Source organism: Luteococcus struthionis (genome assembly GCF_048595755.1).
Lineage (GTDB): Bacteria > Actinomycetota > Actinomycetes > Propionibacteriales > Propionibacteriaceae > Luteococcus.
In genome coordinates this window covers 1134500-1148257 of record NZ_CP184360.1, presented here as the reverse complement: position 1 = coordinate 1148257, position 13758 = coordinate 1134500, and the positions used below count along the sequence as shown (strand labels likewise).

At 67.0% G+C, this 13758-nt stretch carries 15 protein-coding genes; 12 read left to right on the top strand and 3 right to left on the bottom strand.

Translation table 11 applies throughout. The features are described 5' to 3' along the window. Positions 1 to 16: 16 nt before the first annotated feature. Together ACOAMO_RS05250 and ACOAMO_RS05245 are read right to left on the bottom strand one after the other, a co-directional pair. Positions 17 to 835: an SDR family NAD(P)-dependent oxidoreductase gene (locus ACOAMO_RS05250; RefSeq protein ID WP_420176535.1), complete on the bottom strand. Its 819-nt coding sequence runs from the start codon at positions 833 to 835 to the stop codon at positions 17 to 19. A gap of 62 nt (positions 836 to 897) precedes the next feature. Then, a complete protein-coding gene (locus ACOAMO_RS05245) occupies positions 898 to 1620 on the bottom strand; it encodes a TetR/AcrR family transcriptional regulator (RefSeq protein WP_420176534.1) in 723 nt (240 codons plus the stop codon). Positions 1621 to 1858: 238 nt separating this feature from the next. Between ACOAMO_RS05245 and ACOAMO_RS05240 the strand changes: the two genes are divergently transcribed. The 12 genes from ACOAMO_RS05240 to ACOAMO_RS05185 all read left to right on the top strand — a co-directional run bounded on the left by ACOAMO_RS05240 (position 1859) and on the right by ACOAMO_RS05185 (position 11786). Continuing rightward, a complete protein-coding gene (locus tag ACOAMO_RS05240; RefSeq protein ID WP_420176533.1) occupies positions 1859 to 3187 on the top strand; it encodes an aromatic ring-hydroxylating oxygenase subunit alpha in 1329 nt (442 codons plus the stop codon). A gap of 28 nt (positions 3188 to 3215) precedes the next feature. Then, positions 3216 to 3884 (top strand): aromatic-ring-hydroxylating dioxygenase subunit beta, encoded by a 669-nt coding sequence (locus ACOAMO_RS05235; protein ID WP_420176532.1) that lies wholly within the window; start codon positions 3216 to 3218, stop codon positions 3882 to 3884. Positions 3885 to 3990: 106 nt separating this feature from the next. Then, a complete protein-coding gene (locus ACOAMO_RS05230) occupies positions 3991 to 5097 on the top strand; it encodes a VOC family protein (protein ID WP_420176531.1) in 1107 nt (368 codons plus the stop codon). A 1-nt stretch (position 5098) separates the two neighbouring features. Further along, positions 5099 to 5830, top strand: a complete 732-nt coding sequence (locus ACOAMO_RS05225) for an antibiotic biosynthesis monooxygenase (RefSeq protein WP_420176530.1) — start codon at positions 5099 to 5101, stop codon at positions 5828 to 5830. 106 nt (positions 5831 to 5936) lie between these two features. Beyond that, positions 5937 to 6293, top strand: a complete 357-nt coding sequence (locus ACOAMO_RS05220; RefSeq protein WP_420176529.1) for a non-heme iron oxygenase ferredoxin subunit — start codon at positions 5937 to 5939, stop codon at positions 6291 to 6293. Continuing rightward, positions 6293 to 7498, top strand: a complete 1206-nt coding sequence (locus ACOAMO_RS05215) for an NAD(P)/FAD-dependent oxidoreductase (protein WP_420176528.1) — start codon at positions 6293 to 6295, stop codon at positions 7496 to 7498. The genes ACOAMO_RS05220 and ACOAMO_RS05215 overlap by 1 nt, the downstream gene beginning before the upstream one ends. A 138-nt stretch (positions 7499 to 7636) precedes the next feature. Further along, a complete protein-coding gene (locus ACOAMO_RS05210) occupies positions 7637 to 7954 on the top strand; it encodes a monooxygenase (RefSeq protein ID WP_420176527.1) in 318 nt (105 codons plus the stop codon). Positions 7955 to 8072: 118 nt separating this feature from the next. Continuing rightward, a complete protein-coding gene (locus ACOAMO_RS05205; protein ID WP_420176526.1) occupies positions 8073 to 8561 on the top strand; it encodes an alpha-1,6-glucosidase domain-containing protein in 489 nt (162 codons plus the stop codon). A 345-nt stretch (positions 8562 to 8906) separates the two neighbouring features. Further along, the gene (locus ACOAMO_RS05200; protein ID WP_420176525.1) at positions 8907 to 9770 is read left to right on the top strand and encodes a C40 family peptidase; all 864 of its coding nucleotides are present in this window, start codon (positions 8907 to 8909) and stop codon (positions 9768 to 9770) included. 134 nt (positions 9771 to 9904) lie between these two features. Next, positions 9905 to 10573 carry an isochorismatase family protein gene (locus ACOAMO_RS05195; protein ID WP_420176524.1) on the top strand — a complete coding sequence of 223 codons (669 nt, stop codon included), beginning with the start codon at positions 9905 to 9907 and terminating at the stop codon, positions 10571 to 10573. Between the two features lie 41 nt (positions 10574 to 10614). After that, on the top strand, positions 10615 to 10761 hold the full coding sequence (locus ACOAMO_RS05190) for a hypothetical protein (protein WP_420176523.1): 147 nt from the start codon (positions 10615 to 10617) through the stop codon (positions 10759 to 10761). Beyond that, positions 10758 to 11786 carry an aldose epimerase family protein gene (locus tag ACOAMO_RS05185; RefSeq protein ID WP_420176522.1) on the top strand — a complete coding sequence of 343 codons (1029 nt, stop codon included), beginning with the start codon at positions 10758 to 10760 and terminating at the stop codon, positions 11784 to 11786. Before ACOAMO_RS05190 ends, ACOAMO_RS05185 begins: the two co-directional genes overlap by 4 nt. Before the next feature lie 75 nt (positions 11787 to 11861). Here the strand turns inward: ACOAMO_RS05185 and ACOAMO_RS05180 are convergent, their stop codons facing one another. Next, positions 11862 to 13676 (bottom strand): AMP-dependent synthetase/ligase, encoded by a 1815-nt coding sequence (locus ACOAMO_RS05180; protein ID WP_420176521.1) that lies wholly within the window; start codon positions 13674 to 13676, stop codon positions 11862 to 11864. Positions 13677 to 13758 lie beyond the last annotated feature (82 nt).

The window sequence follows — 13758 nt, the reverse complement described above, 5'->3', positions numbered from 1 at the left end:
CCGCGGGGCAAGCCCCTCAGCGGGCCGCGAGCAGGTCGTCGGCCACCCGGCCGATCAGGCCCTTGGCATTGGCGACGTCGAGCACCGAACCGGATGTGGTGATCCCGTAGCGGCGCGAGGCAAGCAGCACATAGGCGCCGGTGTAGTCGACGGGATCGGGGCAGCGATGCAGGGCCGACTTGTCGGCGACGGCCTTGGCGGAGGCCTCGGCATCGGCGAAGACCGCACCCTCCAAGCCCATCGAGGCAGGGCCTCGGAGGTCGGTCACCATGCCAGCAGGCGCAACGCCGTTCACCCGCACGTCGGGAGCCAGCTCGTAGGCAAGCTGCTTCACCAGGCCCATGCCGGCGTGCTTGGAGGCGATGTAGAGCGGGCCGCCGCCTCCCGGGTAGAGCGCGGAATTGGAAAGCGAGACGATGAAGGAGCCGTTGCTGGCCCTCAGCTCGTCGACCGCGGCCTTCATGCCCAGCAAGGGCGCCTTGACGTTGAGACGGAAGATGTCGTCGAATCCGGCCTCGATCTGCTCGACGCTCATGTCCTGCACACCGCGGTTGGCATCCCACAGACCGGCATTGGCGATGAAGGTGTCGAGCCGCCCCCACTTCTGCACGGCCGCCTGCACCACCTGACGATTGGACTCGAAGGAGCCGGCATCGCCCTCCACGACCACGACCCGTTCCGGATCGCAGGAGGTGCGCAACTGCTCGGCCTTGTCGGCGGAGTACTCCAGAACGGCCACCATGGCCCCCTCATCGAGCAGGGTGTCCACCAGTGCTCGGCCCAGCCCCGACCCACCGCCGGTGAGCACTGCCACCTGAGCATCCAACCAACCCATCAAAGAACCCCTTCGTCCATGTTCGTGGCTGCGACGCTGCTCGTCGCGGTGCCTTTCCGACGCTAGGTGCGCTCCGGGAGACCGTCAACCACGTGTTCCGCAGGGGGCAGCGCCACCCCCATCCGCTCCACCAGGTGCGGCAGGCCGCGTTCACGACGCTGGACGAAGGCGGGCACCGGCTCCCCCACCGCCTCGCAGGCCAGCACCACCATGCGATCCATCACCGCACTGGCCATGGCGGTGATGAAGTCCTCGTCACGCGGGGTTCCGGCCACCCGAGACAGGATGCAACCCTCCACGGTGGCCAGGGAATAGTCGGCCAGCTGGCGCGGCAGGCCCGGGTTGGCGTCGGTGACCCGCGTGGGGACGTGCTCGACCCAGGCGGTGGTCAGGGTGTGCTGGGTGAGCTCGCGCAACCGCAGGATCTCGGCTGCGGTGCGCGACTGGCGCATCTGGCTGTCCATCATCAGCTGCACGTTGAAGCGCCACAGACCGAAGCGCTCGGGCCGCCCGACGATGCTGTCCAGCACCGCCTTGACCGGATTGGGCGCCTCGGCGTCCAACGACTGCACCATCAGTTCGGTGTGCTCCTGGGCGCCACGCACCATGGCGGCAAAGAGCGAGTCCTTGTCCTTGAAGTGCCAGTAGAAGGAACCCGGGTGCACCCCTGCGTCCTGCTGGATACGGGCGATGGTGGTGCCCTTGTAGCCGCGTTCCATCGCAATCCGGCGTGCCGACTCAAGGATCCGGCGACGCGTCGTCGCGTCCTTCACGTCTTGTTCCATCACCGCCTCCTTGCCCGTGAGACCTACCTCACAGGCCCTCGTTCCAAGCTACGGCACGTGGCCGTTGACCTTGCAGAGGCGGCCAACTACCGTGACATTAATCACACTTGAATACCCATTCAAGTAGCATCAAGGCAACACACCGCGGACTCCAGCGTCGGATCCCAACCAGGGCAGGGAAGCCAGCTCCGAACCGACGCGAAGGGTCAGCAACCGGTCCGTCGACAAGGGAGTTCTCATGACCGACATCACCGATCTCGTGGACATCGAAAATGGTCGCCTCAACGGCCAGATGTTCACCGATGAGGAGATCTACCAGCAGGAGCTCGAGAAGGTCTGGAAGCGTGCCTGGTGCTTCCTCGCCCACGACAGCCAGATCCCCAAGAAGGGTGACTTCTTCCAGAACTACATCGGCGAGGACCCCGTCATGGTCGTTCGCCAGAAGGACGGCAGCGTCGCCGCCTTCCTGAACCAGTGCCGCCACCGTGGCATGCGCATCTGCCGCGTCGACTCGGGCAAGGCCAAGGCCTTCACCTGCTCCTTCCACGGCTGGTCCTACGACCTCGACGGCAAGCTGATGAACGTCCCCCGCGAGGACACCGCCTACCCGAAGGACTTCGACAAGAGCCAGTGGAGCGCCGTCGCCGTTCCGCGACTGCACAACTACAAGGGCTTCTGGTTCGGCAGCTGGGATCCGGACGCCCCTGACTTCGAGGAATACCTGGGCAGCGCCAAGTACTACCTGGACGGCTACATCGACCGCTGGGACGAGGGCATGGAGGTGGTGAGCTTCAACCGTTGGGTGCTGCCCAACAACTGGAAGTTCATGGCCGAGCAGCCCACCTCTGACATGCAGCACTCCGAGATCACCCACGTCTCGGCCGCCACCGTGCTGAACAAGGCCTCCGACGCCGCCGACCGCACCCTGCGCGGCGAGAACCCCACCGGCCGCCAGTTCTTCAGCGACTACGGCCATGGCGGCGCCTGGTACGGCGAGAAGGGCAAGGAGGTTCCCAACACCGGCAAGGCGATGCAGGAATGGGAGAAGCGCCCCGAGATCGCCGAGCAGATCGCCCGTCGCCTGGGCGACGACCGCGAGGTCCGCGGCCACCTGAACATCTGGCCGACCTTCATGGTGTTGGGCAACTACACCATTCGCGTCACCCACCCGCGCGGCCCGGGCGAGCAGGAGATCTGGTCCTTCGCCTTCGCCCCCAAGGGCGCAGACGAGCAGACCAAGGACTCGATCCGGCGCGACGTGATGCGCACCTTCAGCCCGGCCGGCATGTTCGAGGCCGACGACGCCCTGAACTGGGAGGAGATGCAGGCCATCCTGAACGGCCGCGTCGCCCGTGACTCGGGCTTCACCTACCAGATGACCGGCGCCCCGATCCAGTGGGACGAGGGGTGCTACCCCGGCGGCTCGACGCAGCACGTCTTCAGCGACAACGCCGCGATCAACATGTACTCGAACTACCTGGACATGATGACCAGCGACAGCTGGGAAGAGATCAAGGCCAAGCGCGCCCAGCACCGCATGGGCAAGCCTTCCGAGTCCACCAACTGATCCCGTCGACGACGCCGAGGAGACAACCATGAGCAACAACAACCCCGACAAGGCGATGCCCAATGGCATGGACGCCGACGAGCTCAAGGTCCACATGACCACGGTGCGCCACACCGAGCTCGACGACGCCCTGCCCGAGCTGCCGACCACCAACCGGGTTCAGGTCCTGCTGGACGCCGTCGATCCCGAGGTGCAGCGCGGCATCGAGCGCTTCCTCTACGAGGAGGTCCAGGTGCTGGACGACCTCGAATGGGGTGACTGGATCGACTTCTTCGCCGAGGACCTCGTCTACTGGGCCCCGGTGCAGGAGGAGCGCTACGCCCGCGAACGTCGCGAGAACCGCATCAAGAAGTTCGGCACCTCGGTCTACTTCGAGGAGAACAAGGTGCAGCTCACGCAGCGCGTCGACCGCCTGCTGACGAACATGGCCTGGGGCGAGGAGCCCCCGTCGCGTGCCCGCCACGTCATCAGCAACATCCGTGTCACCAAGGGCGTCCGCGAGGGCGAGTACGTCGTGAAGAGCAACTTCTACGACTACCGCTCGAACGGCCAGCGCTACCACGATTCGATCACCGGTGAGCGCACCGACATCATCATCAAGGACGAGAACTCCACCTGGGGCTACCTCATCCGCGAGCGTCGGATCCTGTTCGACATGGCGATGATCCTGAACAAGAACCTGAGCCTGTTCTACTGATCCGCAGCCGAGTGACCGACAACTGAGTTCCACACCGCCATGGGGCGGGCCCGTCCAGCGGGCCTGCCCCATGGCACCCCCACCCAAGAACGGGAGACGAAGAACCTTGAAGATCACCACCTTGGCCAGCATCGGCGTCGTCGTGCGAGACCTCGACAAGGCTCTTGAGGGCTATGCCCGCCTGCTCGACATCAATGAATGGGCCGTGCACGAACGCGGCACCGACCAGCTGAGCGAGATGGTCAGCCGTGGGCGCCGCAGCGCTGGCACCTACCGCTGCGCCTTCGGCTCGGCCCCCTTCGACCCCGAGGGCCCCGGCCCGATGGGTGGCGCACCGCGCCGCACCCCCTTCGAGCTGGTGCAGCCCACCGGCGGTGAGACCCCCTTCAACGAGCACCTGCTCTCCCGCGGGGAGGGAATCTGTTTCCTCACCTTGCTCGCGGAGGCCGACGAGGCCCAGATCCGCGCCCACTTCGACGGCCTGGGCATCACCGTGGCGCACAGCCACGTCGTCGACGGCCGCACCCGCACCTTCTACGACACTCGCAAGCAGCTGGGCGGCTACCTGCTCGAGGTGCTGCCGGCCAGCGGCGACGCCCCCACCGGCCTGAACGCGACCGGCGGCGAGGCCCGCACCCTCGACGGCGCAGCACTGCGTGGTGGCCGTCGCGCGATCCCGATGCAGGGCATCAACCACTTCGGCGTCGTCATCGACGACACGATGGACAGCGTCGAGCAGTACCGCCGGATCCTGGGCATCGAGAAGTTCGACGTCAAGACCTGGCAGACCGAATTCGGCCGTCTGGACAATCCCTTCTACCGTGACCAGAACCCGGTGCAGCATGGTTACTTCACCGCGCAGGGATTCGTCGGTGACTTCGGCTTCGAGATCATCCAGTGCGCCTACGGCGACTCGCACTACAACCGCGAGTTCACCGACCAGCGCGGGGCCGGCATCCACCACATGTTCCCCTTCCTGACCAAGAGCCAGGAGGAGTGGGACGCCGTGGCGGCCGACATGACCGCGCTGGACGCCCCCGTCGTGATGGGTTCCGACCTGCGTGGCGGCGCCTCGGCCTACTGCTACTACGACACCTTCGAGCAGCTGTGTGGCTTCCTGGTGGAGGGCGTCTTCCGACGCTTCGTCGCCAAGGACGAGTACATGGCTCCCGACTGGACGGTCGACTTCTCCACCGAGATCGCGGAGGCCTGACATGCTGCGCGTCCTGCACACACTGCACGACCTCGCCGAGGAGGCACCACTGCTCACACAGCTGGAGCAGGTCCGGGCCCTGGCGGGCTGCGACTCGGTGGAGCTGTACAAGGGCCTTGCCACCGACGAGACCTTCCACGTCCTCACCTCCACCTGGGAGGACGAGGCCAGCTTCGACGCCTTCTGGGCCCAGGTCCTGGCCGGGGACTTTCCGGAGTACTTCCGGTTGGTGGAGGGCAATGCCGAGCAGACCGGCGTCACCGAGTTCTACCGCTGCGAGCGTTTCGCCTTGAAGAACGGCGCCTGGCAGCCCGAAGGGGTGGCCGAGAAGGGCCGCACCATCATGTGGCCCGCCCGCGGCCAGGTGCGCATCGTCATCCAGAATGCCGTGCAGGCCTCCGACGCCATGTACGTGAAGATCCGGCAGGAGATCATCGACACCCGTCGCGAACTGGGCTGCCTGAGCTACACCTGGTGCGAGAACGTGGAGCTGCCCGGCCACCTGCTGCTCGAGGAGATCTGGGCCGACCAGGTGCTCTACGACCAGCACTGGGCACTGCGCCAGCACAGCGCCGAGTTCCTCGGTGACAACCTGCGCACTCCCGCCACCCCGCAGCGCGGGCCGCTGGCCAGGGAGTTCTACCGCCGCCAGGCCTTCGAGCACCACTACAACCGCTGGCAGCCCGCCCAGCTGGATGGTTTCTCCGGAACCATCGTCTGGCCTGCCAGCTGACCGACCCCGGTGTGGCCCTGACGTGACTTGGGGCCACACCGCCTGAAAGACTTGAGACCCGTGCCACCGAGGCCACGGGCGATGGAGAGAACGAGGAGACACCCACATGGCCGAGCCGATCAAGGTCGCCAACGTCGGAGACATCGAGGACGAGGAGGCCATCGTCGTCGACGGTGACACCAACGGAACCGGCGAGGACATCGCCGTCTTCTTCTCCGACGGCAACTACTACGCGCTGAACGACATCTGCACCCACGAGACCGCCCAGCTCTCCGACGGCTGGATCGAGGGTGACGAGGTGGAGTGCCCGCTGCACTCGGCCAAGTTCTGCCTGTCCACCGGCGCGGCCAAGTGCCTGCCGGCCAGCCAGCCCGCCAAGACCCACAAGGTGGAGCTGCGCGGCGACGAGGTCTGGCTGTACCCGGGCACCCCCGTGGACGGTGCGGTGCTGGGAGCGCAGTGATGTCCGATCATCTCGTCATCGTCGGTGGTGGTCTGGCCGGTTTCACCACGGCCCAGGAGCTGCGCAAGCATGGCAGCGACGTCGCGATCACCATCGTCGATCCGGAGGGCCTCCCCTACGACCGCCCGCCGCTCAGCAAGGAGTACTTCGACGGCAGCATGCCTGCCGAGAAGCTCGCCTTCCGTCCGGAGTCCTGGTACTCCGAGAACGCAGTGGAGTTGGTCAGTGAACGGGTCACCCGGCTGCTGCCCGGCGAGGGCAAGCTGGAGCTCGGCAATGGGCAGGTGCTCAGCGCCAGCAACACCGTCCTGTCCTTGGGTGGCCGGGCCCGCACCCTGCCGATTCCCGGCGGTGACCTGCCGGGTCTGCTGGAGCTGCGCACCATCGCCGACGCCGACAAGCTGCGCGAGACCCTCAAGCCGGGCATGCGCTTCGCGATCATCGGGGCTGGCCTGATCGGCGCCGAGGTGGCCTCGACGGCCGTCAAGATGGGAGCCGAGGTCAGCCTGATCGATCCCGTCCCGGTGCCCTTGGTGCCGGCCTGCGGCGCGATCCTGGCCGGGCGCCTGCACGACATGCATGAAGCCCATGGCGTCAAGGTGCACTGCGCCATGACCCAACAGATCGAGCTGGTGGGTGAGGAGTACCGCATCACGCTGGCCGACGGCACCATCGTCGTGGCAGACGCGGTCCTGGTGGCGGTGGGCCTGGTTCCCAACACCGAGCTGGCCCAGGATGCGGGCATCACCGTCGACAACGGCGTGATCGTCGACGACGAGCAGCGTTCGAGCATCCCGACCGTCTTCGCCGCCGGTGACGTGGCCCGTCATCGTCTGGCCGACGGCACCCTGGGGCGCCGCCACGAGCACTGGGAGTCGGCCATGCATGCCGGCCAGACCGTCGCCGCGGCCCTGGCTGGCCAGCCGCTGCCCGTGCACGGTGCCGGGTGGATGTGGTCGGATCGCTACGGCATCCACCTGGAGGCCGTGGGCGACATGGTCAACGGCACCGAGGTGCTGCGCCACGTCGACGGGCTCCCGGCGGCCGCCTTCCGGCTGGACGACGAGGGCCACATGATCGGTGCCGCCACCATCGACGGCGGCAACACGGTGCGTGCGGCGCGCCGCATCATCGACCGCGGCATCATCGTCGACCCCGAGAAGTTGGCCGATTCGTCGATCGACCTGAAGAAGTTGGCCCGCTGACGCACGCGCGTCCCCTGACCAGCTCGGCGCCGGTACCCCCGTGGTACCGGCGCCGTCCTCGTTTGAACCGTCACGTGGCCGTCATGTGCACCCGGTAGCGTGCTTGGCAGATGTGCCACGACCACCAAAGGAGTCACGATGCCCGTCCTCGTCCAGATGAACTTTCCCCACCAGGGTCCGTGGGGTGCCGAGATGTCGGAGGCCTTCCGTGGCCTGGCCGAGACGATCAATGCCGAGCCCGGTTTCCTGTGGAAGGTGTGGATCGAGAACCAGGACGACGAGCTCTCGGGCGGCATCTACCTGTTCGACTCCCGCGAGAATGCGGAGGCCTACGTGGCAATGCACCGGGAACGGATGGCGGGCTTCGGCGTGACCGACATGCAGGTGCGCCATTTCGAGGTCAACGAACCGCTGAGCACCCTCAACCAGGTGAGCCTGACCCCCGCAAAGCCCTGACCCTGTTCACATCCCGGGATGATCCGCGCCCGCCTGACGAGATCACCTCAGGGGCTGGGGTGAAGTCGAAGGGAAGGCTTCACCCCGCCCTTCAGAACTGTCGGTGGCACGCACTAGCGTGACTCCAGCAGCCGACAATGAGGCCAAGTACCAGTACATGGCTCCCCTGCTGGCCGATCCCGCCAACAAGCCCAGCCAGGCGCAGGTGAAGCAGGCCTCCGCCCAGGCTGCGGACCTGTTGCGGCTGCGCTTCTCGACGCCGCTGTTCCGGCTGGGCGAGGCCGAGCAGATCAAGCAGAAGGTTGGCTACCCGGTCTCCGGAACCAGCCTGATGCAGCCCGGTGTCATCGTCCAGCACATCGATGACACCGTCGGCGCCGATGCCGATCCGCGGCTGGACGGCCTGGTGGTGGTCTACAACGCCAGTGCCAAGCAGGTCACCCAGCAGGTGCCTCAGGCCAAGGGCCAGGGTTACCGGTTGAGCCCGGTGCAGGCCGGTGGCGCCGACGCCGCGGTGAAGACGTCCTCCTTCGATCCGGCGTCCGGCAGCTTCACCGTGCCCGCCCGAACCGTCGCGGTCTTCGTCCAACCCGCCGGCCAAGGCTGAACCAGCGGTTGACCCAACCGGCGCAAGCCCCTCGAAGTCCTTGTTCGAGGGGCTTGCGCGCGCCTGAGAGCTTCTCACAGAGACCCGGAATGACCGGATCGCCAGCACGCCTTCCGCTGACCTTCAGGAATCGATTTTCACAACTTCAATAGCCCATCAATCCTTGCCAGGCTTGAGAAACCGAGGCCCGGACGGCCGGCATCCTTCAGCCGTCGGCCGATTCTCGATTTTATTAATATTTCTCAGGTAAGTAGATTCAGAGTTCGGCCGCCGCGGCGGCACGCCAGGAATGCAACCCAGACCGCTCTCCCCTTCATCCATGGAGCGGACAGCAAAGGAAGATCCATGTCGAAGATCCGCACGATCACCACCACCGCTCTCGCCACCGCCGCGATCGGCTCCGCCTCGCTGGTGGCCAGCCCGTCGGCCATGGCCCAGGTGCCGGGCGGCGACCAGGCTCCTGCCCCGGTCAGCACCCAGGCGCGTGAGCTGCCCAAGACCGGCACCACCACCAAGGCCAGCGCCACCAAGACCACCACCAAGAAGGCCCGCTCGACCTCCTCGACCGGACTCGTCTTCGGCAACCGCAGCGAGGCCATCCGCGAGCTGCAGCGCAAGCTCACCAACGCCGGCCACTACGTGCCCCAGACCGGTTACTTCGGCACCATCACCCAGGGTGCCCTGCGTGACTTCCAGGCCGCCGAAGGCCTGTCGGTGACCGGCCGCGCCACCGAGCGCACCCTTGACGCCCTGGGCGGTGTCTCGGCCAGCTCCTCGAGCACCTCCACCGTCTCGGCCAACACCTCCGCGCCGAAGGCTGCCACCACCAAGCGCAGCGTGACCTCGTCGACCACCGCCAGCTCCGCTGGCGCCCAGGCCGCCGTGAACTTCGCCTACGGCGCGCTCGGCACCCCCTACGTCTACGGCGGCACCACCGCTGCCGGCTACGACTGCTCCGGCCTGACCCAGGCCGCCTGGCAGGCCGCCGGTGTCAGCATCCCGCGCACCAGCTACGCCCAGTGGGGTGGCCTGCAGAAGGTCTCCACCAGCAACCTGCAGCCCGGCGACATCGTCGTCTTCTACGGCGGCAGCCACGTGGGCATCTACGTGGGTGGCGGCGACATCATCCACGCCTCGCGCCCCGGCAAGCCGGTGGAGAAGGTCTCCATGAACACCATGCCGATCCTCGGCGCCGTGCGCCCCGCCTGATCCCAGGCAGCACAGCACGACCTGACGATCCCCGGCGCCCTCGCGGCGTCGGGGATCGTCTGTTTCTGCGCCGAGTCCCTGCCATGGGACGGTGGCTGGGGCTAGGCTCGTCGGCATCCGACCCAGGAGGCACCATGAGCCTGTTCCCCGGCCGCAGCGGCGATGCCCTGCTCGTCCTGGACGTCCAGGTGGGCGTGATGGCCGACGTGTGGCACCGATCACGCATCATCGAGACGATCGGAGACCTGGTCGGTCGAGCCCGCCTGGCTGGCACACCCGTCGTGTGGGTGCGCCACCAGGATGCTGGCCTCGAGGCCGGGACCGAACAGTGGCAGATCGTGCCGCAGTTGATTCCCGAGATGGGCGAGGCCGTCGTGGACAAGCGCTTCGGGGACTCCTTCGCCGAGACCAACCTGGACGACGTGCTGGCAGACCTGGGCGCGCAGCAGGTCTGGCTCGTCGGGGCGAAGAGCGACTTCTGTGTGCGCAGCACCCTGTTCGGCGGGCTCTACCGCGGTTACGACATGAGCCTGGTGGAGGATGCCCACACCACGCAGGACGGTTCCTACGAAGACCTGCCGCTGAGCGCCGAACAGCTGGTGGCGGTGGTGAACCGGATGGCGTGGACCACACGGCTGCCGGGCGTCACCTCGCGCGTCGCCGCGGCCGCGGAGGTCGAATTCTCGCCCGCCAACCGAATGGACGACGACGACAAGATCGAGGCCATCGAGGTGGAGGAACAGCTCGAGGAGGACGCCGAGGACGTCGAACTGGGCCTGGAGGACCCCCAGCCCGAGGCCTGATCAGGGATGCGGCTGACTTCGAGCGTCGGGTTCGAGAGATCATGGAGGTGGTCAAGGCCTCACCGGTGCTCGGCGGCTACTGCTGGACCCAGTTGACGGACACTCTTCAGGAGGCCAACGGCCTGTGCGACGAGAACCGTCAGCCCAAGCTGCCGGTGGAGACCTTGAGGGAGTTGATGGGCGAATGACCCTGGAAGAACGGCATTTCGGGACCCTGGACGATGGACGTGAGGTGACCGAGTTCCTGCTCGGCAGCCAGGACGGGCCGCAGCTGCGCCTGCTTGACCTGGGGGCGGCGGTGCACGGCTTCCGGCTGCGAGGGGATGACCCCGAGACCGAGACGGTGGTGGGCTTCAGCACGTTGGCCCGGCAGCAGGAGGCCACCTCGGCCTACTTCGGTGCCGTGGTGGGGCGCTACGCGAACCGGATCGCCAAGGCCAGCTTCGAACTGGATGGCGTGCGGCACCACATCACCGCCAATGAGGGCAGCACCGCGTTGCACGGTGGAACCGAGGGCTTCAGCTCGCAGGTGTGGTTGGTCGCCGACCGCGGCGATGACTTCATCACCTTCCGGCTGGTGAGCCCCGACGGCGACCAGGGCTTCCCCGGCGAGCTGAGGGCCCTGGCCACCTACCGGCTCGTCGCCGACGGGTTCCGGCTGGAGCTGAGCGCCACCACGGACGCCCCCACCATCTGCTGCCTGACCAGCCACACCTACCTGAACCTGGCCTCGCGCGGCACCGCCGAGGAGCACCTGCTGCTGGTGGAGGCCGACCAGTTCGTGCCGATCGACCAGGATTCGATCCCGCTGGGCTCGCTGGCCGACGTGGCCGACACCCCGATGGACCTGCGCTCCCCCACCCGGATCGCGGAACGGGTGCGCGAGGAGGACGAGCAGATCGCGCTGGCGCACGGCATCGACCACTCCTTCGAGATCCGCGGCACGGGCATGCGTCGCCATGCTCGCCTGGAGTGCCCCGCCACGGGTCGTGCGATGGAGCTGCACAGTGACCAGCCGGCGCTGCAGGTCTACACCGGCAACTTCCTGGATGGCAGCTGGATCCCCGCTTCCGGCCAGCGCCTGCGTCAGGGCGACGCGGTGGCCCTGGAACCGCAGCAGCACCCGGACTCCCCGAACCAGGACTGGGGTCGCTCCGCGGTGCTTCGCCCCGGCGAGACCTGGCACAACACCATCGAGTGGCGCTTCAGCTGAACGCTGCCACACGGATGAGCCCTCCGGTCTGCATGGCCGGAGGGCTCACCCCTGTTCAGCAGCGTGCGGTGCGATTCACCGGTCGGAGGCGGCCTTGCGACGTTCCGCGAGCTTGCCGTACATGTCGTCGATCATCTCGCCGAAGCGCTTCTCCACCTCACGACGCTTGACCTTCAAGGTGGGGGTGAGCAGCCCGTTGTCCATCGTGAAGTCCTCGAAGAGCACCCGCAGGTCGCGGATCTGCTCATGGCTGGGGAGCTTCTCGGTGAGCTGGTCGACGCGCTGGCGAACCTCCTCGGCCACCTCCGAGTTCTCCAGCAGTTCGGACGGCGTGGTGTAGGTGATGCCACGCTTCTCGGCCAGTTCGGCCAGGTGCGGCAGCGACGGCTTGACCAGCAGCGTGAGGCAGGGCCGGTTGTCGCCCAGCAGCACGGCGTGCTCGAAGAGTGGATCGGACAGCAGCAGGCCCTCGATCGGCTGCGGGGCGATGTTCTTGCCGTTGAGGGTGACGATGATGTCCTTGAGGCGGTCATTGATCACCAGGTACCCGTCGTTGTCCACGTACCCCCCGTCGCCGGTGTGCAGCCAGCCGTCCTCGTCGATGGCCTGCTCGGTGGCCTCGGGATTGTTCCAATAGCCCTTCATCACGGTGGGGCCACGGAAGAGGATCTCGCTCTCGGCACCGATCTTGATCTCGCCGCCCTCCATCACCGGGCCACAAGTGCCCAGCTTGAAGTTGTTCGGCTGGTTGAAGCTGACCAGCGGCGAGGCCTCGGTCAGCCCGAAGCCCTCCAGGATCAGGATGCCGACGGCGGAGAAGAATTCGGCCACCTCCAGGCGCAGCGGCGCACCGCCACAGGCGGCGACCGTCTTGTTGCCGCCCATGGCCTCACGGATGCTGGACAGCACGAGCTTGTCGGCCAGCGGCAACTGGGCCCGCCAGTACCAGTTCGGCTGCTTGCCCTTGCGGTAGGCGCGCTGGCACTGCCCGCCCACCCGCAGCGCCCAGTCGAAGATCCTCTTGCGCGCCGGGTCGTCGGCCACCCGGCCGTGCGCGGTGGAGTAGACCTTCTCGTAGAGCTTCGGGACGCTCGCGATCAGGGTTGGCCGGGCCAGCACCAGCATGTCGGCCACCTGCTTCGCGTCGGGCACGTGGGTGATCATGCAGCCACGACTGACGTTGAACATGGTGAAGCCGCGCTCCAGGGCATGGGAGAGCGGCAGGAAGCACAGGCTGTGGTCCTCGGGGGTGGTCACCAGACGCAGCCCCAACGCGTGGTTCTGTGCCATCAGCGCCTTGTGCTGCAGCATGACGCCCTTGGGGTCGCCGGTGGTGCCCGAGGTGTAGATGATGGCGCACAGGTCGTCCGGCTCCACGGCGCCGAAGCGACGCTCCACCTCGGCGTCGAGCTCGTCGATGCGGGCCTGGTCGAAGCCACCGTCATCGAAGTCGGCCAGCGAGGTCACACCTTCCAGCTCGACGGGCGCGAAGGAGACGATCCGCAGCACGCTCGGCATCTGGTCCAGCACCTCGAGACAACGCCTGGCCTCGGACTCGCCACCGACCAGGATCATCCGGGCGCCGGAGTCATTGATGATGTGCTTGATCTGGTCCGGGGTGCTGGTGGCATAGATCGGAGTGGGGACGGCACCGATGGTCATGCAGGCAAAGTCCACCTGCTCCCATTCGGGGCAGTTGTGCGCGAAGATCGAGACCCGGTCTCCGTGCTGCACGCCGGCGTCGACCAGCGCCCTGGCGGTGCGCTGGACCGCTGCGGCCAGCTCGTCGTAGGTCTGCACCTCCCAGCGATCACCCACGCGGAGGCGCGTGGCAGGACGCGAGCCGTGCTGCGCCACCGTCGAACGGAACATGTGCGCGAGATGCTCCATGTCAGACCTTTCACCAGACGAACCGGACCTGCCAGCAGGAAACCACAGAACCTACGGCACCGTAGGCAGCGCCAATTCTTGC